Here is an 18,520-nt window from a genome sequence, read left to right on the forward strand (position 1 = left end):
TGCCAGGAGGTGCCGGCCTCGACCCGCGCCCTCGCGAAGGACCCGGCTGCCGCCACCCCGGCGCGGTGGGGTCAGCGGGCCTCGGCCTCGCGGACCTGCTCCGGGGTCGGGGCCGTACCGCCGAGGTGGGCCGGCATCCACCAGGTGTCGTCCGGGCCCTTGGGGCGCACCGGATAGGCGCGCTGCGCCGCCTCCAGCAGCTCCTGCACCCGCTCGCGCAGCTGACGGGTGATCACGCCCGCGTACTTGTCCTTGGACGCCTCGATCGCCTCGCCCACGCGCAGGGTGACCGGGGTGTGGCTGCGTCCGAAGTTGCGCGGGTGGCCCTTGGTCCACAGTCGCTGCGTGCCCCACACCGCCATCGGGATCAGCGGCACGCCGGCCTCCTGCGCCAGACGCGCGGCACCCGACTTGAAGCTCTTCAGCGTGAACGACTGCGAGATCGTCGCCTCCGGGAAGACGCCCACGATCTCCCCCGACCGCAGCGACCGCAGCGCGTGCTCGTACGCAGCCTCGCCCTGCTCCCGGTCCACCGGGATGTGCTTCATGCCGCGCATCAGCGGACCGGAGATCCGGTGCCGGAAGACCGACTCCTTCGCCATGAAGCGGACGAGTCGTTTCTGGGGGAGTGCCGCCAGGCCGTTGAAGACGAAGTCCAGATAGCTGATGTGATTGCTCACCAGCACGGCGCCGCCCGAGCGCGGTATGTTCTCCGACCCCTGACAGTCGATCTTGAGGTCCCACACCTTGAACAGGGTGCGTGCGAAACCGACGACGGGCCGGTAGACGAGTTCTGCCATGGGCGGGTCGGAACCCTTCCTTCTCTGCCTGGGAAGGAAGCTCCCAGTCGAAGTTACGGAGCCGTAGGTTTTACGGCTTGTCGCAGATGGTGCCCGAAGAACGGCCGGTGAACCAGTCCCGGTGCCCGTCGGCGGCGAGATTCTCATCACGTCCACCACTTGGGCCACCTCGGGCTTTGCGCCCCGGCCGGGAATGCCCGCCCTCCCGGCGGCGCTGGAGACCGTTGACGGACGATGCACGAGAGGAGTGCGCGAGTGCGGGACGGGGACGACGGAGGACGGCTCGACGTGCCGCAGCCGTGGGCCGGGCTGGGAGCGGACCTGGGGGAGCGCGCCACCCTGGTGCAGTTCTCCAGCGCCTTCTGCGCGCCCTGCCGGGCGACCCGGCGGGTGCTCGCCGAGGTGGCCGCACTGGTACCGGGCGTGACCCACGTGGAGATCGACGCCGAGGCCCGTCTGGACCTCGTGCGCCGTCTGGAGGTCGTGAGGACGCCGACGGTGCTGGTCCTCGACGCCGCCGGCCGGGTCGTGCGGCGCGCGGCCGGGCAGCCGCGCAAGGCCGATGTGATCGCCGCGCTCGGGGAGGCCGTGCGGGGGGAGGCCGGGCCGCGGTGAGGCGTTTTCCGCATCACGGGACCGACTTGACTGTGCATGCCACCCGTCGTCAGCCTGGCCCCATGCCTTCGGGACTCCTTCACCTCCGGCGGGTACCCGGCCGCCCGGCTGCCGCCGCCCGCGCCGCGCGCGTGCGCCGACCGGGTCGGTGAGCAGCCGCGAACCCGTTCGTCACCTCCCGCAGAAGGACAGTTTCATGACGGCCACGTCCGACCTGGGCACCGCCCGGCCCGCCTCGCCCGAGCTGTTGCGCTCCGTCTTCCGCAGGCATGCGGCGGGCGTCGCCGTGATCACCGCGTGCGGTCGGTCCGGTCCGGTCGGCTTCACCGCCACCTCCCTCGCCTCCGTCTCCGCCGAGCCTCCGATGCTGTCCTTCGGCGTCGGCAGCAAAAGCTCCAGCTGGCCCGTGATCGAGACGGGCGAGCACGTCGGCGTGCACCTTCTCGGGGAGCACCAGCAGGAGCTCGCGGAGACGTTCGCGCGCAGCGGCGCCGACCGCTTCGGCCCGGCCACCGCCTGGCGGAAGGGCCCGGAGGGGGTCCCCGTGCTGGACGACGTGCCGGCCTGGATGGTGTGCAGGGTGGTGGCCCGGGTGCCCGCCGGCGACCACCGGATCGTGATCGCCGAGGTCCTGCTCGGCGACCCCACGGGTCACGGCCGTCCGCTCCTCTACCACCAGGGGCGCTTCAACGGCCTGCGCGGCTGAGACGGGGTTCCCCTGGTCGCGGGCCCGTCGAGTTCCGGTTACGCTGCGTTGCGAAGGTCACAGTTCAAAGCGCTTGCTTAGCGGGAAGGAACTGGGTGTACTGACGAGTAATATTTCGTTCGGAGCGCGGGCCGCCCCGACCGGGATCGCCCGCTTCAGGCGCCTATGCTGCCTGCAGGCAGGCAGCCAGAAATGACGATGCAGTAGGAGAGCCGGCGTGAGCTTGAGGATCGTTGTCACCGTGAAGTACGTGCCCGACGCCACTGGCGACCGGCACTTCGCCGATGACCTGACCGTCGACCGGGACGACGTGGACGGCCTGCTCTCCGAACTGGACGAGTACGCGGTCGAGCAGGCGCTGCAGATCTCGGAGAACTCCGACGACGACGTGGAGATCACCGTACTGACGGTGGGCCCCGAGGACGCCAAGGACGCCCTGCGCAAGGCGCTGTCCATGGGCGCGGACAAGGCGATCCACGTCGAGGACGACGACCTGCACGGCACCGACGCCATCGGCACCTCCCTGGTCCTCGCCAAGGCGATCGAGAAGGCCGGCTACGACCTGGTCGTCTCCGGCATGGCCTCCACCGACGGCACCATGGGCGTCGTGCCGGCGCTGCTCGCGGAGCGTCTGGGCGTGCCGCAGGTGACCCTGCTGTCCGAGGTGTCCGTCGAGGACGGCACGGTCAAGGGCCGCCGCGACGGCGACGCCGCCTCCGAGCAGCTCGAGGCCTCCCTCCCCGCGGTCGTGTCGGTCACCGACCAGTCGGGCGAGGCGCGGTACCCGTCCTTCAAGGGCATCATGGCGGCGAAGAAGAAGCCGGTTCAGTCCTGGGACCTGTCCGACCTCGACATCGACGAGGACGAGGTCGGTCTCGAGAACGCCTACACGGTCGTCGACTCCGCGACCGAGCGCCCGGCCCGCACCGCCGGCACGATCGTCAAGGACGAGGGCGAGGGCGGCAAGCAGCTCGCCGAGTTCCTCGCGAGCCAGAAGTTCGTCTGAGCCACGAGGCTCCACTCGCTTCCCGCCCCTCACCCTTCGCAAGCAGGAGAGAAGAAGTCCCATGGCTGAAGTTCTCGTCTACGTCGACCACGTGGACGGTGCCGTCCGCAAGCCCACCCTGGAGCTGCTGACCCTGGCCCGCCGCATCGGCGAGCCGGTCGCCGTCGCGCTGGGAGGCGGCGCCGCGGACACCGTCGCCGCGCTCGCCGAGCACGGCGCGGTGAAGGTCCTCACCCACGAGGCCGCCGAGTACGCCGACTACCTGGTCGTGCCGAAGGTGGACGCTCTGCAGGCCGCCCACGAGGCCGTCTCCCCGGCCGCCGTGCTGGTCCCCTCCTCCGCCGAGGGCAAGGAGATCGCCGCCCGCCTGGCGCTGCGTCTGGGATCGGGCGTCATCACCGACGCCGTCGACCTGGAGGCCGGCGACGAGGGCCCGGTGGCCACGCAGTCGGTGTTCGCCGCCTCCTACACCACCAAGTCCCGCGTCTCCAAGGGCACCCCGGTCATCACGGTCAAGCCGAACTCGGCCGCCGTGGAGGCCGCCCCGGCCGCAGGCGCCGTCGAGGCCCTGTCGGTGACGTTCTCCGCCCAGGCGACCGGCACCAAGGTCACCGGCCGTACGCCGCGCGAGTCGACGGGACGTCCGGAGCTGACCGAGGCCGCGATCGTGGTCTCCGGCGGCCGCGGTGTCAACGGCGCGGAGAACTTCGGACTCATCGAGGCGCTCGCCGACTCGCTCGGCGCCGCCGTCGGCGCCTCGCGCGCCGCCGTCGACGCCGGCTGGTACCCGCACACCAACCAGGTCGGCCAGACCGGCAAGTCGGTCTCGCCGCAGCTGTACATCGCCTCCGGCATCTCCGGCGCGATCCAGCACCGGGCCGGCATGCAGACCTCGAAGACCATCGTGGCCGTCAACAAGGACGCCGAGGCCCCGATCTTCGACCTGGTCGACTACGGCGTCGTCGGCGACCTGTTCGACGTCGTGCCCCAGCTCACCGAGGAGATCAAGAGCCGCAAGGGCTGATCACCCGAGCCGTCCCAGGCCCCCGCGACCGGCGCCGGTCGCGGGGGCCTCGGCGTGTCACGGGGTCGGGGCGGCCCGGACCGGCGGATGGCCGCTGGGGAACCGGCCGTCCACCGCGAAGGCGTCGACCGACGCCCGGCGCACCGTGACGCCGGGCGTGGCCAGGATCCAGTCGATGCGCGCACCGCCCGGCACCGGGGGCCGGTACCCGTGGAACGTCCCGTACGCGTCCCCGCGCTCGGCCGCCGCGTCCCAGGTGTCGACGAGCCCGGCGCCCAGCATCGTGTCGTACACGGGGTCGCCGTGGGCCGCGACGTCGAAGTCCCCCGTCACGATCACCGGGTGTAAGCGCGACAGCGCGCCGACGCGTTCGGCGACGAGGGCGGCGGCCCGCTCCCACGCGTACCGGCTCGCGTTGTCCAGGTGGGTGTCGAGGACGCAGAACTCCCGGCCACCGGCGCGCAGATCGCGGAAGCGGACCCAGGTGGCCATGCGGAGGTGGGCGTTGCCCCAGGTGTTCGAGGCGATCACGTCCGGGGTGTCGGACAGCCAGAAGTGGTCGTACTCCAGCGGGTCGAGCCGCCGGGTGTCGTGGAAGACCGCCATGGACTCGTCCCGGCTGCCGCCCGCCCGCCCGGTGCCGATCCAGTCGTACGACGGCCCCAGGCCGGCCTCGACGTCGCGCAGTCGCCCGTACAGGGCCTCCTGGGTGCCGAGGAGGTGCGGGCGCTCGCGGCGCAGCAGTCGCCGCATCACGGGCCTGCGGGCGGCCCAGCTGTTCGGCTCGGCCGTGCTCGCGAAGCGCAGGTTGAACGACATGACCTCCAGCGGACGCCCCGGGCGTCCGTCCGCCGGGGCCGGCTCCGGGGGCGGTGCTGTACTGGACAGGGGAAGGGCGACCGAGGCGGCGAGCGCGCCCTTCGGTCCCGGACGGCGTGTGACACGGCTGCGAGTCGGCACGGTCACACGGTGCCAGAGAGACGTGAACATGCCGAGATACGGGAGCGGGCCGGGGCGCGGGAGGGCGTTGACCGGCGAGAAGGAGGCCCGATAGCTTCATTCAACGGATTGTTGATTCCGTATGGCGGAAGTGCGGAGGGTGCAGGATGGGCCAGGAGCGGCGGGAGCGGGTGGCGACCAGTCTCGCGGACGCCGTCGGTGAGGAGATCGGCGCCTCCCTCACGCCGGTCGACGCCGAACTGGAGCGCCGCTACCCCGGGGACCCCGGCACCCGCCAGCCCGTCCACACCGTCTACGTCCCCGGCGACGCCTTCGCCGCCGGCACCCTCCGCACCTGGGGCGACCGGGCCCTCGCCGCGCTCGACGCACACGCCCCGGACGCCGCCTCCCTCGCCGCCGTCCTCGGGCTCGACGGCGACCTGGCCGAGGACGTGTACGACCGCGTCCGCGCCAAACTGGAACGCGAGCCGGTCGAGGACCTGCGCGTCGACTTCGAGGACGGCTACGGCAGCCGTCCCGACGCCGAGGAGGACGAGGCCGCGGCCCGCGCGGCACGGATCGTCGCCGAGACGTACGACGACGGCACCGCGGCCCCCTGCACGGGCATCCGCGTGAAGTGCATGGAGGCCGCCGTCCGCGACCGGGGCATCCGCACCCTCGACATCTTCCTCACCGGTCTGCTGGAGGCCGGAGGCCTGCCGGACGGACTGGTCCTGACCCTGCCCAAGGTCACGTATCCCGAGCAGGTCGCCGCCATGGCCCGGCTCCTCGGCGCCTTCGAGGAGGCACGTGGTCTCGCACCCGGCCGGATCGGCTTCGAGATCCAGATCGAGACCAGCCAGTCCATCCTCGCCGCCGACGGCACCGCCACCGTCGCCCGTATGATCCAGGCCGCCGGGGGCCGCGTCACCGGGCTGCACTACGGCACCTTCGACTACAGCGCCTGCCTCGGCGTCTCCGCCCCGTACCAGGCGAGCGACCATCCGGCCGCCGACCACGCCAAGGCCGTCATGCAGGTCGCCGCCGCGGGCACCGGCGTACGCGTCTCGGACGGCGCCACCAACGTCCTGCCCGTCGGCCCCACGGAGCAGGTCCACGCCGCCTGGCGGCTGCACTACCGCCTCACCCGCCGCGCCCTCGCCCGCGCCTACTACCAGGGCTGGGACATGCACCCCGGCCACCTCCCCACCCGCTACGCGGCCGTCTTCGCCTTCTACCGCGAGGGCTTCGCGCGGGCCGCCGACCGTCTCGCCCGGTACGTCGACCGGGCCGGCGGCGACGTCATGGACGAGCCCGCCACCGCCAGGGCCCTCGCCGGACACCTGCTGCGCGGCCTGGACTGCGGCGCCCTGGACGGCGCCGAGGTGGCGCGCCTGACCTCCCTGTCCCGCGCCGGCCTGGAGGGCCTCGCCTCGCCCCGGCGGGGCGACCGCACGGCCTTTGCGCGGTAGCCCGGGGCATCCCCTTGCCCCGCCTGTCGATTTCCGATGGATTTCCCTCGCGGTTCGGTTCGAGGAGGGGGTGACGGGACGGCCGACCGTGCTCGCGCTGCGCGCCGTGACGGCCCTGACCGTCGTCCGTGCCCCCGCCCCGGAGGCGGCGCCGCCGACGCGTGTGGGAACCGACCGCGAGCACGGGCGCGCGGTCCTCGTGCACCAGGCGGTCCGGCAGCAGCCGCTCCCCGTCCAGCAACCCCGAACCCCGCGGCCACGCGCCCGGACACGGCAGCGGGTGCTCGCGCGGCGCCTTCTCCAGCCCCGGCGCCCGCGGGGGCGCGGTCCTCCACCACCGGCGCCGCCCGTCGCTAGTCCGCCGGGGGCAGCTCGCCGGAGCCGCGGGTGATCAGCCGGGTGGGGAGCTCGATCCGCTCCGGGGCGAGCAGGGTGCCGTCCAGCTGGCGGAACAGCCGCTCCGCCGCGGTCCGGCCGAGGGCCGCCGCGTCCTGGGCGACGACCGTGACGCCCGGCTGGAGCAGATCGGCGAGCTCGATGTCGTCGAAGCCGACCAGGGCGACCCGGCGGGCGTGCCCGGCCAGCACCCGGATCACGGTCACCGTCACCCGGTTGTTGCCCGTGAAGATCGCGGTGACCGGATCCGGGCCGGAGAGCATCTCCTCGGCCGCCCGGCGCACCCGCTCCGGGTCGGTGACGCCCAGCGACATCCAGGAGTCCGCCACCGTTATCCCCGCGTCCTCCATGGCGGTCCGGTAGCCGCGCAGCCGCTCGGCCGCGGTGTGGATGCGGGGCATGTCGCCGATGAAGCCGATCCGGCGGTGACCGTGCGCGATCAGATGGCGCACGCCGTCGCGGGCGCCGCCGAAGTTGTCCGAGACGACGACGTCCACGTCGATGTGCCCGGCCGGACGGTCTACGAAGACGGTGGCGACGCCCGCCTTGATCTCCGGCGCCAGGTAGCGGTGGTCGTCCCCGGCCGGGATCACCACCAGCCCGTCCACCCGGCGCGCGCACAGCGCCAGCACCAGCTCCTGCTCGCGGTCGGCGTCCTCCGCGCTGGAGCCGTTGATCAGCAGGGCGCCGTGCGCGCGGGCCACCTCCTCGACCGCCCGGCTCAGCGGCCCGTAGAACGGGTCCGCGAGATCCTCCAGGACCAGACCGATGCTGGCGGTGCGGCCCTTGCGCAGCACGCGGGCGCTGTCGTTGCGGCGGAAGCCGAGCGCCTCGATCGCCTCCTGGACGCGGCGCTCCGTCTCCGGCGTGACCCCGGGCTCGCCGTTGACCACGCGGGAGACCGTCTTGAGTCCGACCCCGGCGCGCGCGGCCACGTCCTTCATCGTCGGGCGGTTGCCGTAACGGGTCCCTGGGATGCGGTCGGTGCGGCGGGTCGTCTCCGGCACGGTGCGGTGTCCTGTCCTGTCGGCCACGGGGATGCGTGGGGCCATGGGGTCGTAAGAGGATGTGGCGTCGAGCATAGAGCCTGGACAACGTTGTCAGGCTCGGGGGACACTGTCCCACGCGCACTCCGGTCCGCACCTCGCCGCACGATCGGGCCGTTGCTCGCGCCCCATGTGTTGCCTCGTGGTCGCACATGGTCGTTCTCGGCGGTTTTCTGATGTTTCAACGGGGAGAAACGACACTGATGCACACCGACCTCGTGGCCGCGCTCGACATAGGCGGCACCAAGATCGCCGGCGCGCTGGTGGACCGCCAGGGCCGGATCCTGGTCCGCGCCCAACGTCCGACGCCCGCGCAGGAGAACGGTGAGACCGTGATGCGGGCGGTCGAGGCGGTGCTCGGTGAACTCGCCGCCTCCCCGCTGTGGCAGCGCGCCGGCGCGGTGGGCATCGGCAGCGCCGGCCCCGTGGACGCCTCCGCCGGCACGGTGAGCCCGGTCAACGTGCCCGGCTGGCGCGGCTATCCGCTCGTCTCCCGGGTCCGGGACGCGGCCGGGGGCCTGCCCGTGGAGTTGATCGGCGACGGGGTGGCGATCACGGCCGCCGAACACTGGCAGGGCGCCGCCCGCGGCCACGACAACGCGCTGTGCATGGTCGTCTCGACCGGGGTCGGCGGCGGCCTGGTGCTCGGCGGCCGGCTGCATCCCGGCCCCACCGGCAACGCCGGCCACATCGGTCACATCAGCGTGGACCTCGACGGCGACCTGTGCCCATGCGGTTCGCGCGGCTGTGTGGAGCGCATCGCGAGCGGCCCGAACATCGCCCGCCGGGCCCTGGACGACGGCTGGCGTCCCGGTCCGAACGGCGACGCCTCCGCCGCCGCGGTGGCCTCCGCCGCCCGGGCCGGGGATCCGGTGGCCGTGGCGTCCTTCGAGCGGGCGGCCAGGGCGCTGGCCGCCGGGATCGCGGCCACCGCGACACTCGTCGAGATCGACATCGCGGTGATCGGCGGGGGCGTGGGCAAGGCGGGCGAGGTCCTCTTCGCCCCCCTCCGCAAGGCCCTCACCGAGTACGCCACCCTGTCCTTCGTCCGGCGCCTCGCCGTGGCCCCGGCCCGGATGGGCACGGACGCGGGCCTGGTGGGCGCGGCGGCCGCGGCGCTGGCGGGCAGGACGGACACGGCGGTGGCAGGGGTCTGAGGGCCGGGTCCGGGCCCGGGCGTCCGGGGCCGCTGGTCCGGTCGCCGGGGTCGTGGGCGGCGCGAAGGGTGCGGAAGCCCTCCGGTCCGGGCGCGGACGTCGTGACGTCCGGTCGCCGGTGTCCGCCGCCGGTCGCTCCCGGCCGGTCGCCGGCGCCCGGGCTCCGCGGTGCGGCCCGTCGTGCGCGACGCCGCGCCGGCCACCGGGGCGCTCCGGGGAACACGTGCGTGACCCCGGGGCCGTTCCGGCCGTTGTGGAGGGTATGAAGAAGCGCAGCATGCTGGCCATCGCCTCCCTCGCCACCGGCTTCGTCGTCGCGGCCGTCACCCCGTCGCACGCGGTCGCCGACGGTGTCGCCCCGCTCGGCGTCGACGACGCCCTCGGCGCCCTCGACCGGACGGTCGCCGAGGACAACACCCTCGACCTGGACGTCGACCGGGGCGACAAGGCCTGAGGAGTCCCACGGCACGACGTACGGCGCCGGCGCCCCCGGACGACGGGGGCGCCGGCGCCGTACCCGTGGTTCTCGCGCGTTCTCAACCGGATCTGGTTTCCGTGGCAGGGTGGAGCGGGCAAGCCACAGGGGGCCAACAGAAGAGGGGGAAACGTGATCGTCTGGGTCAACGGCGCGTTCGGTGCGGGAAAGACCACCACCGCGCACGAACTGATCGAGCTGATCCCGAACAGCACGCTCTTCGATCCCGAGGTCATCGGCGGAGCACTGGACCGGCTGCTTCCGCCCAAACGCCTCGCCGAGGTCGGCGACTTCCAGGATCTCCCGATCTGGCGACGACTCGTGATCGACACGGCGGCCGCGATGCTCGCCGAGCTCGGCGGGACCCTCGTGGTCCCCATGACCCTGTTGCGCCAGGAGTACCGCGACGAGATCTTCGGCGGGCTCGCCGCCCGCCGGATACCGGTCCGGCATGTCCTCCTCGCCCCGGCGGAAACGATCCTGCGTGAGCGCATAGCCCGCCGCGAGGTCCCGGCGGACCTCCCCGACGGCGAGCTGCGCGTCCGGCAATGGTCGTACGACCACATCGAGCCGTACAAGGCGGCCCTCGCCGCCTGGCTCACCGCCGACGCCTACCCGGTCGACAGCACAGCCCTCAGCCCCCACGAGACCGCCCTGCGGATAGCCGAGGCGGTCGGCAGTGGGGAGGCGGCGGCCTGCGACATCGTGCAGACGCCCGAACCCACCGCGGAGACGGTCGCCGCCGGCGTCCTGCTCTTCGACGAGCGGGACCGGGTCCTGCTCGTCGACCCGACCTACAAGCCCGGCTGGGAGTTCCCTGGCGGGGTCGTGGAACGCGGCGAGGCGCCCGCGCGCGCGGGCATGCGCGAGGTCGCCGAGGAGACCGGGATCCGCCTCGACGACGTGCCGGCGCTCCTCGTCGTCGACTGGGAGCCACCCGTGCCGCCCGGGTTCGGCGGCCTGCGGCTGCTCTTCGACGGCGGCCGTCTCGACTCCGCGGACGCCGGACGCCTCCTGCTGCCCGGACCGGAACTGCGCGGCTGGCGCTTCGCCTCCGAGGCCGAGGCCGCCGATCTGCTGCCCCCGGTCCGCTACGAACGGCTGCGGCGGGCCCTGCGGGCACGGGAACGCGGGAAGGCGATGTACCTGGAGGCCGGGGTGCCGGTCGGCTGAGGCCGTCGGTCAGTCCGGGACCCGGTCCGCTCCGCCTGCCGCCGCCACGTCCCTGTCCGCCCGGTCCACCGCCGCACGCAGCGCCCGGGCCGCGCCTTCGGTCACCGGTTCGCCGTGGCCGAAGCAGGCCACCTCCGCGTCGAGAGCGGCCGGCCGGTGACAGGCGGTGAGGACCTGCCGCCCGTCGAGGTGGAACACACCCGGCATCACGGCGCCGTCCACGGGCGAGGCGGCCACCGTGTCGCCGGTGAACAGCACGTCGTACCGGGGCAGATGCAGCGCGACACTGCCGAGCGTGTGTCCCGGCACGTGCACGACGTGCGCCCCGCCGCCCACGTCGAGAACGTCGCCGTCCGACAACTCCACGACCCCGGCCGGGCGCGTGAAGTCTCCCGGGGGGAGGAGCCGCGCCGCCCGCTCGTGCAGGGGCCGCTCCCACTCCTCGAGCACCGGGGGCGGGCCCGGAACCTCACCGCGCACGTGCGGTGCGTCCAGCCGGTGGGTCAGGACCTCGGCACCGGTGAGCGCCGCCACCTCGGCCGCTCCGCCGGCGTGGTCCTCGTGGAAGTGGGTGAGCACGACGCGGCGTACGTCCCGCGGGTGCCGGCCGAGCGCGGTCACGGCCTCGGCGATCGCCGCCCCGGAACCCGCGGGCCCCGCGTCGATCAGCGTCAGCTCCTCCCCGTGCCCTGCCGCGCCGTCGCGCCAGAGGTACGCCTGACCGACGGGGAAGCGCAGGAGATGGAGGCGGGGGTGGAGTTTCACGACGTCCATGGGACGACCGTAGGGCGAAGCCCCCGCCCGCGGACGGGGACTCTGCCGTCGGCAGAGCGGCGGACCGCTCCCTTCGGCGTCAGTTCGCGCCGGCCGCGTAGGCGCGCAGGAACAGGGCCTCCGCGACCGACAGCCGCTCGAGTTCGTCGGGGGACACGCTCTCGTTCACCGCGTGGATCCGCGCCTCCGGCTCGCTCAGGCCGATGAGCAGGATCTCCGCCTTCGGGTAGAGGGCGGCGAGGGTGTTGCACAGCGGGATGGAGCCGCCCTGACCCGCGTACTGCATCTCCTGGCCCGGGTACGCCACCGCCATCGCGTCGGCCATGGCCCGGTAGGCCGGGCTGGTGGTGTCCGCGCGGAACGCCTGCCCCTGACCGATCTGCTCGGTGCTCACCCGCGCACCCCACGGCGTGTGCGCCTCCAGGTGCGCCCGGAGCAGCCCGGTCGCCTCGACCGCGTCGACGCCCGGCGGCACCCGCAGGCTGATCAGCGCGCGGGCGCTCGACTGCACCGACGGCGTGGCCCCGACCACCGGCGGGCAGTCGATGCCGAGCACGGTCACCGCCGGGCGCGCCCAGATGCGGTCGGCGACCGTGCCGGAACCGATCAGCTCCACCCCGTCCAGCACCTTGGCGTCCTCGCGGAACCGCTCGTCGTCGTACTGCAGTCCGTCCCACTCCTCGTCGCCGGTCAGCCCGTCGACGGTGGTGCCGCCGTCCTCGGCGCGCAGCGAGTCCAGCACGCGCACCAGCGCGGCCAGCGCGTCCGGTGCGGCCCCGCCGAACTGGCCGGAGTGCAGGTTGCCCTCCAGGGTGTCGATCCGCACCCGGATGAGCGTCATGCCGCGCAGGGTGGAGGTGACCGTCGGCAGGCCGGCGCGGAAGTTGCCCGCGTCGCCGATCACGATGGCGTCGGCCGTCAGCAGACCGGGGTGTTCCTCGGCGTACCGTTCCAGACCGCCGGTGCCCTGCTCCTCCGAGCCCTCGACGATCACCTTGACGTGCACGGGGACGCCGCCGTTCGCCTTCAGCGCCCGCAGCGCCAGCAGGTGCATGATCACGCCGCCCTTGCAGTCGGCGGCCCCGCGCCCGTACCAGCGGCCGTCGCGCTCGGTCAGCTCGAAGGGCGGAGTGGTCCAGCCGGACTCGTCCAGCGGCGGCTGCACGTCGTAGTGCGCGTACAGCAGCACGGTCCTGGCGCCCTCCGGGCCCGGCAGGCAGCCGTACACCGACTGCGTGCCGTCCGGGGTGTCGAGCAGCGCCACGTCCTCGAAGCCCTCGGCGGTGAGCGCGTCCGCGATCCAGCGCGCGGCGCCCTCGCTCTCCTCGCGCGGGAACTGGCCGAAGTCCGCCACCGACTTGAAGGCCACCAGTTCGGTGAGCTCCTCCTTCGCCCTGGGCATCAGCGAGGCGACGGTCGCGGCGACCGGATTCGACGACATGGGCACGCTCCTTGTGGGTGCGACGTTGAAGCTTCTGCGAACTTCTTTGTACGAGATGATCGTGCGGTGTGCGTGAGGACCCGTGTACGGGGCACTTGCGCCGCCGATCCTCCCACAGTGGCCCGAGGTGAACGCCGCCGTAGGATGCGGGAGGACAGGAGCGGCAGGCGGCTGGATCGGGAGCAGTAGACCATCGTGAGCAGCGAGAACTCTTCGGCGGACGACGTACGGCAGGTGTGGGACGTCGTCGTGGTGGGCGCGGGACCCGCGGGGGCATCGGCCGCCTACGCGGCGGCGGTCGCGGGGCGGCGCGTGCTGTTGCTGGAGAAGGCGGAGCTGCCGCGCTACAAAACGTGCGGCGGCGGCATCATCGGTCCCTCCCGCGACTCGCTTCCGCCCGGCTTCGAACTTCCGTTCAAGGACCGGGTGCACGCGGTGACGTTCTCGAACAACGGCCGCTTCAGCCGCACCCGCCGTTCCCGGCAGATGCTGTTCGGGCTGATCAACCGGCCCGAGTTCGACCAGCAGCTCGTGGAGCACGCGCAGAAGGCGGGCGCCGAGCTGCGCACCGACGTCGCCGTGCAGCGGGTGGAGCAGCACGGCTCGGCCGTACCCGACCGGCGCACGGTCGCCGTCGTCCTGCAGGGCGGCGAGACGGTGCTCGCCCGGGCCGTGGTCGGCGCGGACGGCAGCGCCGGCCGCATAGGGGCCCACGTCGGCGTCAAGCTGGACCAGGTCGACCTGGGCCTGGAGGCGGAGATCCCGGTGCCGGAGACGGTCGCCGAGGACTGGAAGGGGCGGGTGCTCATCGACTGGGGCCCGATGCCCGGCAGTTACGGCTGGGTCTTCCCCAAGGGCGACACGCTCACCGTCGGTGTGATCTCGCGGCGCGGTGAAGGCGCCGCGACCAAGCGCTACCTGGAGGACTTCATCGGGCGGCTCGGCCTCGCCGGCTTCGAACCGAGCGTCTCCTCCGGCCACTTGACGCGTTGCCGCGCCGACGACTCGCCGCTGTCGCGCGGGCGGGTGCTGGTGTGCGGGGACGCGGCCGGGCTGCTGGAGCCGTGGACCCGCGAGGGCATCTCCTTCGCGCTGCGCTCGGGCCGGCTGGCGGGGGAGTGGGCGGTGCGGATCGCCGAGGCGCATGACGCCGTGGACGCGCGCCGGCAGGCGCTGAACTACGCCTTCGCCGTCAAGGCGGGACTCGGCGTGGAGATGAGCGTCGGCAAGCGGATGCTGGCCGCGTTCGAACGGCGCCCGGGGGTGTTCCACGCGGTCCTCACCGGCTTCCGCCCGGCCTGGAAGGCGTTCAAGGACATCACGCAGGGTTCGACGACGCTCGGCGAGCTGGTCCGCACCCACCCGTTGGCGCACCGCGCGCTGGTGGCGCTGGACCGGCGTCCCGCGGGCGACGAGGTCAGCTCCTGACGGTGATCCGGAAGACCGGGTGGTCGTGGGCGGCCGCGACGATCTCCGCGTCGGAGGACCGGGCGGTGACCCCCTGGAAGTACTGGTTCACCTCCCAGCCCCACTTCTCCAGGTAGGCCCGCAGGATCGGGAGCTTCTCCTCGTCGGGAAGCTCCACCGCGGTGAAGCCGCGGACCTTGCGTCCCACCTGCAGTTCCCCGCCGCCGGCGGCGCGCATGTTGCGCACCCACTGGGAGTGGCCGCGTGCCGAGACCAGGTACTGCTCGCCGTCGTGGGTGTGTGGGTTGACCGGGATGCGCTGCATCCGCCCGCTCTTGCGGCCGCGGACGGACATCTCCGCGGTTCCGGCGAGGCTGAGACCGTGCCGGGCCAGCCAGCCGATGACGCGGTTGAGCCGAATGGCCAGAGGGCTGCCCTTGAGGTAGTACGGCGTTGACAACGACATCGGTGACCCCCGGGTCGGAGTGGTTCGGAGTGATGGCGAGAGCGCTGCTCTCTTTTGTGAGCACTGCTCTCGTGGTGCGCCTTCAGTCTGTAGGACGCTGGACGGCAAAGCAAGAGCAATGCTCTCGTTTGTGTGCGCCGCTCTTGTTTGTGTGCACTGCTCTGAGTTCATGGAACACTGGACGGCATGACCAGCTCCGCACACGGGGTCCGCGCCCGGGCCAGGATCGAAGTCACCGCGGCCATCAAGGAAGAGGCCCGCAGGCAGCTCGCGAAGGAGGGCGCCGTCAAGCTCTCGCTGCGGGCCGTCGCCCGCGAGCTCGGCATGGCCTCCTCCGCGCTCTACCGCTACTTCCCCAGCCGTGACGACCTGCTGACCGCGCTCATCATCGACGCCTACGAATCCCTCGGCGCGGCGGCCGAAGCGGCTCGGGACGCGGCCGCCGACGTCGGACCGGTGGGGCGCTGGACCGCCGTGTGCGAGGGCGTGCGCGGCTGGGCGCTCGGGCACCCGCACGAGTACGCGCTGATCTACGGCACGCCGGTGCCCGGCTACACCGCGCCCGACACGACCGTCCCGGCCGCCGCCCGCTCCGCCCTCGTCGTCATCGGCATCCTCCGCGACGCGCACCGGGGCCTCGGTCTCGCCGAGCCCCCGCTGTCGGCCGAGCTGAGGCCCGAGGCCGTGCGCATGGCCGCCGACCTCGCCCCCGACCTGCCGCCCGGGGTGGTGGCGAGGATGGTGGCCGCCTGGGCCCAGCTGTTCGGGCTGATCGGGTTCGAGGTGTTCGGCCAGTTCAACCGGGTGGTGGAGGACCGCGACGCGTTCTTCCGCCACGCGGTGGGGCGGCTCGCGCACACCGTGGGCCTGGTGTACCCGCAGCAGGGTCCCGCGGGCGGGCGCGCCGCCGAGCCGTCGTAGGAGGCGGGGCCGGACGGACGCACTGCGTCAGGAGTACGCGCGATCACCACGCCGGGCCGGCGTCGCACCGGGCGCCCGTGACCGGGCCCGACTGGTGGCGCCGGCCTACGAGCCGTGGTCGGTGCGGCCCGGCAGGCCGGGTTGGTCCGCCCGCCGGAACCGGATCAGCACGGACACCGTGCGGACGGCGAACAGCAGCGTCGCGAGCAACGGTCCGGTGTGGCGCAGCACCGTCTCGAAGGCGCCCGGCAGTTCGAAGAGCAGCGCCGGCCCCGTCACGGCCCCGAGGACGACCGCCGCCGCGAACGCCGCGCTGCACAGGGCGTATCCGATCTCGACGGTGATGGCGTCCCGCGCGGCCTGACTCCGCCGTCCCCCGTACCTCGTCACTTCCGCCCCCCCCCGCGTCCGGTCACTCAAGGAGTGAAACAGGCGTGCGCCCGGCGGGCAAGGAAACCGGCCGGTGCGCACGGGGGACGGCCCCCCTGTGCGCGGGCGTCGGCGGGGCGCGCCCCGGGCCCGGTGTCCGTCGGGGACGGAGGCGGCGGGGGAGGGGTCATACCCGGGAGACGTGCGTGCGCATGCCTGCTACGGTGCGCCCATGGCGGCGAAGCAGGCCGAACAGGCGCTCGTGGAACGGTGGCGGGGTGTACTCGCGCTGCATGCGCGCACCCAGTGCGAGATCGACCGCGCCCTGCACCGACACGGTTTGTGCGCCAGCGACTTCGAGGTCCTCGACATCCTCGCGCAGGGTTCCGGACCGGGCGGCTGCTCCTACCGCGTCCAGGAGATCTCCGAGCACGTCCACCTGAGCCAGAGCGCGCTGTCCCGGCTGGTCGCCCGGCTGGAGAAGGAGGGCCTCGCCGAGCGCGGGACGTGCCCGGAGGACCGGCGGGGAGTGCGGGTGTCGCTCACGCCGAAGGGCCGTGCGCTGCACGGCGAGGTACTGCCCGTCCAGCGCGCGGTGCTGGCGCGGATGCTCTCGGACGCCGGCTGACCGGGCCGGCGAGGGACCCTCGGAGCACGGCGGACGTCTCCCGCCGCAGCGCGGCGAGCCCCGGATCACCCGACACCGGCGCCCGCTTCCACAGCGCGGGACACAACCGCGCGGCGGGTCCGGCGAGTTCGCACTCCGCGTCCACGGTCGCGTCCCCGGTGGTCTCCGGCGGCTCCCGGGACAGCCGTACGGTCCACGCCGCGTCCGCGTCGGTCGCGCGCACCCGCGGGACCCGGGGCGCCCGGGTGGGCACCCGGCTCCCGGGCCGGGCGTGGAACCCGCGCGGCAACCCGTCGACGCCGTCCACGGCGAGATCCGCGGTGATCGGCGACGGCGTGCCGCCGCGTGCCGACTCGGCGTCGAACCGGTGGACGGTCGTCTCGTACGCCTGCCGGCGGGCCCGGAACGCGAGGGCGGTCCGGGCGGAAAGGTGAAGCACTCCACGTCGGGCGCCGCGCCGACCGGGGTGTCCACCGGGCGGCGGTGACCGTCGCGGTAACGGGCCACCGGCCCGGGGCGTTCGCCCCTCGGACGCGGCGCGGTGTGCCCGTCCGCGACGAAGGCCGCGGCACACCGGTGCACCACGCCGGTGTGCCGCACCAGGTCCCGCGTACGCCACCCCGGGCAGGCCGCGCCGGCCCGCTCCGCGGCGTCGGCCGGCAACCGGCCCTCCTCCTCCCGTACGTCCGGGAACCAGGCGGTGGCCATGGGCAGGGGACCACCGTACGGACACGCCTGCCGGGGCCCTACGGAAGCGGGGTCCCGCCCGTCGCGTTGACGATCTCCGCGGTGATGTACGACGCCTCCTGCGAGGCGAGGAAGACGTACGCCGGGGCCATCTCGGCCGGCTGGGCCGGACGCCCGATGGGCGCCTGCTTGCCGAACTCCGTGGTGTCCGGCAGGGTCGCCGGGATCAACGGCGTCCACACCGGCCCCGGCGCCACGGCGTTGACCCGGATGCCCCGCTCGATCAGCATCTGCGCCAGCCCCTGGGTGAACGTGACGATGGCGCCCTTCGTGGTCGCGTAGTCCAGCAGGTGCGGGCTGGGCTTGTAGGCCTGCACGGAGGCCGAGTTGATGATGCTTCCGCCCTCCCGCATGTGCGGCACGGCCAGCTTGCACAGCCAGAACATGCCGTACAGGTTGGTCCGCAGCACGCGGTCGAACTGCTCGGTGGAGATCGCCTCGATGCCGTCGGGCTGCGACATCTGGTACGCCGCGTTGTTCACCAGGACGTCGATCCGGCCGAACTCCGACACCGCGCGGTCGATCAGCGCCCGGCAGTTCTCCTCCTCCCGCACGTCGCACACGACGGGCACGGCCCGCCGGCCGGCCTCCTCCACCCACCGCACGGTCTCGGCGGCGTCGTCCTTCTCGCTGTCCAGATACGTGAAGACCACGTCGGCGCCCTCGCGGGCGAACGCCAGCGCGACCGCCCGGCCGATCCCCGAGTCCCCGCCCGTGATCACGGCCACGCGGTCCGTCAGCCGGCCGCTGCCCCGGTAGGAGTCCTCCCCGTGGTCCGGCGGCGGGTCCATGGGACCGGTCCAGCCGGGATGCGGCTGGTCCTGGGACGGGAAGTCGGGGGTCGGGTGCTGCTCGACGGGATTCTGCTGCTCGGTCACGGTCTCTCCCATGTCCGTGGAGGGGCGGTCGGGTGATCGGCGCCCGCCGACGGAAGACCGGCGGGCGCCGATCACCCGGG

At 73.5% G+C, this 18,520-nt stretch carries 19 protein-coding genes and 1 pseudogene; 11 read left to right on the plus strand and 9 right to left on the minus strand.

The window, feature by feature from the left end:
- Nucleotides 1-71: 71 nt before the first annotated feature.
- Nucleotides 72-800, minus strand: a complete 729-nt coding sequence (locus ADK41_RS18685; RefSeq protein ID WP_030822644.1) for a lysophospholipid acyltransferase family protein — start codon at nucleotides 798-800, stop codon at nucleotides 72-74.
- Between the two features lie 234 nt (nucleotides 801-1,034).
- On the opposite strand from ADK41_RS18685, the gene ADK41_RS18690 reads away from it, so the two are divergent.
- The 4 genes from ADK41_RS18690 to ADK41_RS18705 all read left to right on the plus strand — a co-directional run bounded on the left by ADK41_RS18690 (nucleotide 1,035) and on the right by ADK41_RS18705 (nucleotide 4,151).
- Complete coding sequence (locus tag ADK41_RS18690; protein ID WP_199822366.1) at nucleotides 1,035-1,415, plus strand: TlpA family protein disulfide reductase; 381 nt, start codon at nucleotides 1,035-1,037, stop codon at nucleotides 1,413-1,415.
- Nucleotides 1,416-1,611: 196 nt separating this feature from the next.
- Entirely contained in the window at nucleotides 1,612-2,121 is a 510-nt protein-coding gene (locus ADK41_RS18695) for a flavin reductase family protein (protein WP_030822650.1), read from the plus strand.
- A gap of 217 nt (nucleotides 2,122-2,338) precedes the next feature.
- The gene (locus ADK41_RS18700; RefSeq protein WP_030822653.1) at nucleotides 2,339-3,127 is read left to right on the plus strand and encodes an electron transfer flavoprotein subunit beta/FixA family protein; all 789 of its coding nucleotides are present in this window, start codon (nucleotides 2,339-2,341) and stop codon (nucleotides 3,125-3,127) included.
- A gap of 61 nt (nucleotides 3,128-3,188) precedes the next feature.
- Entirely contained in the window at nucleotides 3,189-4,151 is a 963-nt protein-coding gene (locus tag ADK41_RS18705; RefSeq protein WP_030822656.1) for an electron transfer flavoprotein subunit alpha/FixB family protein, read from the plus strand.
- A 57-nt stretch (nucleotides 4,152-4,208) separates the two neighbouring features.
- Here ADK41_RS18705 and ADK41_RS18710 read toward each other — a convergent pair whose 3' ends face one another.
- Nucleotides 4,209-5,111, minus strand: a complete 903-nt coding sequence (locus tag ADK41_RS18710; RefSeq protein ID WP_030822659.1) for an endonuclease/exonuclease/phosphatase family protein — start codon at nucleotides 5,109-5,111, stop codon at nucleotides 4,209-4,211.
- Nucleotides 5,112-5,257: 146 nt separating this feature from the next.
- On the opposite strand from ADK41_RS18710, the gene ADK41_RS18715 reads away from it, so the two are divergent.
- Nucleotides 5,258-6,562 carry a DUF6986 family protein gene (locus tag ADK41_RS18715; RefSeq protein WP_053635309.1) on the plus strand — a complete coding sequence of 435 codons (1,305 nt, stop codon included), beginning with the start codon at nucleotides 5,258-5,260 and terminating at the stop codon, nucleotides 6,560-6,562.
- 353 nt (nucleotides 6,563-6,915) lie between these two features.
- On the opposite strand, the gene ADK41_RS18720 is transcribed toward ADK41_RS18715, so the two are convergent.
- On the minus strand, nucleotides 6,916-8,010 hold the full coding sequence (locus ADK41_RS18720) for a LacI family DNA-binding transcriptional regulator (RefSeq protein ID WP_199821823.1): 1,095 nt from the start codon (nucleotides 8,008-8,010) through the stop codon (nucleotides 6,916-6,918).
- 197 nt (nucleotides 8,011-8,207) lie between these two features.
- On the opposite strand from ADK41_RS18720, the gene ADK41_RS18725 reads away from it, so the two are divergent.
- From ADK41_RS18725 to ADK41_RS18735, 3 genes are all read left to right on the plus strand, one after another.
- On the plus strand, nucleotides 8,208-9,161 hold the full coding sequence (locus ADK41_RS18725; protein WP_030822668.1) for an ROK family protein: 954 nt from the start codon (nucleotides 8,208-8,210) through the stop codon (nucleotides 9,159-9,161).
- Between the two features lie 262 nt (nucleotides 9,162-9,423).
- Complete coding sequence (locus ADK41_RS18730) at nucleotides 9,424-9,615, plus strand: hypothetical protein (protein WP_030822671.1); 192 nt, start codon at nucleotides 9,424-9,426, stop codon at nucleotides 9,613-9,615.
- A 153-nt stretch (nucleotides 9,616-9,768) separates the two neighbouring features.
- Nucleotides 9,769-10,809, plus strand: a complete 1,041-nt coding sequence (locus ADK41_RS18735; RefSeq protein WP_030822674.1) for an NUDIX hydrolase — start codon at nucleotides 9,769-9,771, stop codon at nucleotides 10,807-10,809.
- Nucleotides 10,810-10,818: 9 nt separating this feature from the next.
- On the opposite strand, the gene ADK41_RS18740 is transcribed toward ADK41_RS18735, so the two are convergent.
- Both ADK41_RS18740 and ADK41_RS18745 read right to left on the minus strand, forming a co-directional pair.
- On the minus strand, nucleotides 10,819-11,583 hold the full coding sequence (locus ADK41_RS18740) for an MBL fold metallo-hydrolase (protein WP_051843041.1): 765 nt from the start codon (nucleotides 11,581-11,583) through the stop codon (nucleotides 10,819-10,821).
- Between the two features lie 79 nt (nucleotides 11,584-11,662).
- Nucleotides 11,663-13,024, minus strand: a complete 1,362-nt coding sequence (locus ADK41_RS18745) for a dipeptidase (RefSeq protein WP_030822680.1) — start codon at nucleotides 13,022-13,024, stop codon at nucleotides 11,663-11,665.
- 195 nt (nucleotides 13,025-13,219) lie between these two features.
- Between ADK41_RS18745 and ADK41_RS18750 the strand changes: the two genes are divergently transcribed.
- A complete protein-coding gene (locus tag ADK41_RS18750; RefSeq protein ID WP_030822683.1) occupies nucleotides 13,220-14,452 on the plus strand; it encodes a geranylgeranyl reductase family protein in 1,233 nt (410 codons plus the stop codon).
- Here ADK41_RS18750 and ADK41_RS18755 read toward each other — a convergent pair.
- On the minus strand, nucleotides 14,442-14,897 hold the full coding sequence (locus ADK41_RS18755; RefSeq protein ID WP_030822686.1) for a nitroreductase family deazaflavin-dependent oxidoreductase: 456 nt from the start codon (nucleotides 14,895-14,897) through the stop codon (nucleotides 14,442-14,444). The genes ADK41_RS18750 and ADK41_RS18755 overlap by 11 nt on opposite strands.
- A gap of 186 nt (nucleotides 14,898-15,083) precedes the next feature.
- Here ADK41_RS18755 and ADK41_RS18760 point away from each other — a divergent pair, with 186 nt between their 5' ends.
- On the plus strand, nucleotides 15,084-15,818 hold the full coding sequence (locus ADK41_RS18760; RefSeq protein WP_037803723.1) for a TetR/AcrR family transcriptional regulator: 735 nt from the start codon (nucleotides 15,084-15,086) through the stop codon (nucleotides 15,816-15,818).
- A 105-nt stretch (nucleotides 15,819-15,923) separates the two neighbouring features.
- Here the strand turns inward: ADK41_RS18760 and ADK41_RS18765 are convergent, their stop codons facing one another.
- Nucleotides 15,924-16,208: a DUF6332 family protein gene (locus tag ADK41_RS18765; RefSeq protein ID WP_030822692.1), complete on the minus strand. Its 285-nt coding sequence runs from the start codon at nucleotides 16,206-16,208 to the stop codon at nucleotides 15,924-15,926.
- A 211-nt stretch (nucleotides 16,209-16,419) separates the two neighbouring features.
- Between ADK41_RS18765 and ADK41_RS18770 the strand changes: the two genes are divergently transcribed.
- Nucleotides 16,420-16,815 (plus strand): MarR family winged helix-turn-helix transcriptional regulator, encoded by a 396-nt coding sequence (locus tag ADK41_RS18770; RefSeq protein WP_030822695.1) that lies wholly within the window; start codon nucleotides 16,420-16,422, stop codon nucleotides 16,813-16,815.
- Between the two features lie 25 nt (nucleotides 16,816-16,840).
- On the opposite strand, the pseudogene ADK41_RS43265 reads toward ADK41_RS18770, so the two are convergent.
- Together ADK41_RS43265 and ADK41_RS18780 are read right to left on the minus strand one after the other, a co-directional pair.
- A pseudogene (locus ADK41_RS43265) lies at nucleotides 16,841-17,523 on the minus strand (maleylpyruvate isomerase N-terminal domain-containing protein); the annotation flags it as partial.
- A 38-nt stretch (nucleotides 17,524-17,561) separates the two neighbouring features.
- On the minus strand, nucleotides 17,562-18,440 hold the full coding sequence (locus ADK41_RS18780; protein WP_234318638.1) for an SDR family oxidoreductase: 879 nt from the start codon (nucleotides 18,438-18,440) through the stop codon (nucleotides 17,562-17,564).
- Between the last annotated feature and the right edge of the window lie 80 nt (nucleotides 18,441-18,520).

The organism is Streptomyces caelestis (assembly GCF_001279005.1).
GTDB classification, from domain to species: Bacteria; Actinomycetota; Actinomycetes; order Streptomycetales; family Streptomycetaceae; genus Streptomyces; species Streptomyces heliomycini.